Below are 2,941 nucleotides of genomic sequence, written 5' to 3' on the forward strand. Positions count from 1 at the left end.
TGAACGGCCTTCAAACCGATATCGCCAAAGGCGACGGTGGCGCCGCGGGTAGCCAGGCCGCGCAGGCGGCCCTTCTGCCATTTGCGGAATTTAACTTTTTTGGGCGCAAGCATTACTGATCAACCTCTTTGTCAAGGATTTCACCCTTGTATATCCACACCTTGACACCAATGATGCCGTAGGTGGTGCGCGCTTCGGCAAAGCCGTAGTCAATATCGGCGCGCAGGGTCTGCAAGGGCACCCGGCCATCGCGGTACCATTCGGTACGGGCGATTTCAGCGCCGGCCAGACGGCCGGAGCACGTCACCTTGATGCCTTCGCCGCCGAATTTGCGGGCCATGGACACGGTGCGCTTCATGGCGCGCCGGAAGGCCACACGGCGTTCCAGCTGCTGGGCCACGTTCTCGGCCACAAGCTGGGCGTCCACTTCAGGACGGCGGATTTCGTTCACTTCCAGAGAAAACTCGCGTCCGAACTTCTGACGCAGGTCATTGCGCAGCTTTTCAATTTCCACGCCCTTGCGCCCGATAACAATGCCGGGGCGAGCCGTGGACAGAATAAGCCGTACCTTGCCGCCGGCACGTTCAATCTCGATCTTGGAAAGCCCCGCATGAAAGAGAAGCTTTTTGACGAACGCGCGGATCTTGCTGTCTTCGTAGACAAAGGCAGGGTATTCCTTCTTGCTGAACCAGCGGGACTGCCAATTCTTGTTATACCCAAGCCGGAACCCGAACGGATGTACTTTCTGACCCATAGCCTATTCCTGCCCTTCTGCGAGTATAACGGTGATGTGGCTCGTGCGCTTGTTGATCTTGGTGGCCCGGCCCTGAGCACGGGGCATGAAGCGCTTCCAGGTGGGACCTTCGTTAACAACGACTTCCTTCACCACCATGGCGTCCACATCAACGCCGCCCAGCTGGGAGGCATTAGCCAGCGCGCTCTTGAGCACGCCGTAAAGAACCCCCGCGGGCTTGTTGGGCGTGAAGCGCAGAAGGTTCATAGCCTCCTCCACTCCAAGACCCTGCACGTTCTTGGCAACAAGACGGGTCTTGCGCGGCGAAACGCGCTGGAACTTCGCAATAGCTTTCGATTCCATATCGCTACCCTACTTCCTGCCGGCCTTGGCCTTTTTGTCGGCGGCATGCCCATGATAGGTACGGGTGGGCGAAAATTCGCCCAGCTTGTGACCCACCATGTTTTCGGTGACGAACACCGGCACGAACTTTTTGCCATTATGCACCGCAAAGGTCAGTCCCACCATTTCGGGCAGGATGGTCGAGCGGCGCGACCAGGTCTTAAGCACGCGGCGGTCACTGTTAGCCACAGCGGTGTCGACCTTTTTCATCAAATGACCGTCAACAAACGGCCCTTTTTTCAATGATCTCGGCATGAGCTACTCCTACTTCTGGCCGCGGCGTTTAACAATAAGCCTGGAAGAGGCCTTCTTTTTGTCGCGGGTCTTGTACCCCTTGGCAGGCATGCCCCAGGGCGACACAGGATGGCGGCCGCCGGAGCTTCTGCCTTCGCCACCGCCCAGGGGGTGGTCGATGGGGTTCATGGCTACGCCACGGACCTTGGGACGGCGACCGAGCCAGCGGTTACGGCCTGCCTTGCCCAGCCTGATGCTTTCATGATGCACGTTGCCCACCTGGCCTACAGTAGCCACGCAGGTAACCAGCACCTTGCGCACTTCACCCGAGGGCAGACGCAGAAGAGCATACTTGCCTTCCTTGGCTACCAGCTGGGCGTAGGTTCCGGCGGCGCGGCAGAGCTGGCCGCCCTTACCGGGGTACAGCTCGATGTTGTGGATGACCGTACCCACAGGAATGCGCTGCATGGGCAGGGCATTGCCGGGCATGATGTCCGCCACTTCGCCGTTGCGGTCGTTGACGCCGCTCATGACCACATCGCCCTGCTTCAGGCCCACGGGGGCCAGAATGTAGCGTTTTTCGCCGTCTGTGTAATGCAGGAGGGCGATACGGGCGGTACGGTTGGGATCGTACTCGATGTGCGCCACGCGGGCTTCAATGCCGGTCTTGTCGCGCTTGAAGTCGATAATACGGTACAGACGCTTTACGCCACCGCCACGACGGCGGCTGGTGATGCGGCCCAGGTTGTTACGGCCGGCCTTTTTGGTCAGGCCGACGGTGAGGGACTTCTCGGGGCGCGTCCGGGTGATTTCCTCAAAATCGGAAACCGTCTGGAAACGACGCCCAGCGGAAGTCGGTTTCAGCTTGCGGACAGCCATGCTTATACTCCCTCGAAGAACTCGATTTTATCGCCCTGGCGCAGCGTCACATACGCTTTTTTCCAGCCGGGCTTGCGGCCGACAACGCGGCCCTGGCGCTCCCTGTTCAGGGGCGCGCGGCGAACCACGTTAACCGCTTCCACTTTAACATCAAAAGCCTTTTCCACGGCCTGCTTGATTTCAAGCTTGTTGGCCTGGGTGTGAACCATAAAGGCTACCTGCTGCGCTTCGTCCTTGAGCATGGTCGTCTTTTCGGTCAGCAGGGGCTTGAGCAGAACAGAAGTGATTTCCATAACTACGCTCCCTTCTTCTCGAAGCGCGCCTGCACAGACTCCACAGCGCCTTCCAGCAGCACAAGCTGCTTGTGCTTCAGGATTTCAAGCACGCTCAGGCGGTCCACCGTGGTCAGGGTGAGGCCGGGGATGTTGCGGGCCGAACGGGTCAGTTCCGCATTTTCCTCGGGCGCCACAATGAGGGCCTTGGTAAGACCCAGGGTGTCGGCCACCTTGGCAAAATGTTTGGTTTTGGCTTCGGGCAGCACTATGCCCTTGACCACCATCAGGCTTTCAGCGGCCAGACGGCTCGAAAGGGCCATCCTGAGGGCCAGGCTGCGCACCTTGCTGTTCACCTTGAAGGTGTAGTCGCGCGGGCTGGGTCCGAAGGTGATGGCGCCGCCGCGCCAGATGGGCGAGC

At 59.6% G+C, this 2,941-nt stretch carries 6 protein-coding genes and 1 pseudogene; all 7 read right to left on the reverse strand.

From position 1 onward, the window contains the following. Positions 1 to 113: pseudogene (locus tag V6C07_RS04110) on the reverse strand (50S ribosomal protein L16); the annotation flags it as partial. Then, the gene (gene rpsC, locus V6C07_RS04115; RefSeq protein WP_333535094.1) at positions 113 to 754 is read right to left on the reverse strand and encodes a 30S ribosomal protein S3; all 642 of its coding nucleotides are present in this window, start codon (positions 752 to 754) and stop codon (positions 113 to 115) included. The pseudogene V6C07_RS04110 and the gene rpsC, both read right to left, overlap by 1 nt. A 3-nt stretch (positions 755 to 757) precedes the next feature. Further along, the gene (rplV, locus tag V6C07_RS04120; protein WP_012624299.1) at positions 758 to 1,096 is read right to left on the reverse strand and encodes a 50S ribosomal protein L22; all 339 of its coding nucleotides are present in this window, start codon (positions 1,094 to 1,096) and stop codon (positions 758 to 760) included. A 9-nt stretch (positions 1,097 to 1,105) separates the two neighbouring features. After that, complete coding sequence (gene rpsS / locus V6C07_RS04125) at positions 1,106 to 1,390, reverse strand: 30S ribosomal protein S19 (RefSeq protein ID WP_012624298.1); 285 nt, start codon at positions 1,388 to 1,390, stop codon at positions 1,106 to 1,108. A 9-nt stretch (positions 1,391 to 1,399) separates the two neighbouring features. Beyond that, positions 1,400 to 2,248, reverse strand: coding sequence for a 50S ribosomal protein L2 (gene rplB / locus V6C07_RS04130; RefSeq protein ID WP_291440653.1), 849 nt, complete (start codon positions 2,246 to 2,248; stop codon positions 1,400 to 1,402). Positions 2,249 to 2,250: 2 nt separating this feature from the next. Then, positions 2,251 to 2,541, reverse strand: coding sequence for a 50S ribosomal protein L23 (rplW, locus tag V6C07_RS04135; RefSeq protein WP_012624296.1), 291 nt, complete (start codon positions 2,539 to 2,541; stop codon positions 2,251 to 2,253). Between the two features lie 2 nt (positions 2,542 to 2,543). Next, on the reverse strand, positions 2,544 to 2,941 hold a 398-nt coding region (gene rplD, locus V6C07_RS04140), incomplete at its 5' end, for a 50S ribosomal protein L4 (RefSeq protein WP_333535096.1).

Source organism: Desulfovibrio sp. 1214_IL3152 (assembly GCF_036763055.1).
Lineage (GTDB): Bacteria > Desulfobacterota > Desulfovibrionia > Desulfovibrionales > Desulfovibrionaceae > Desulfovibrio.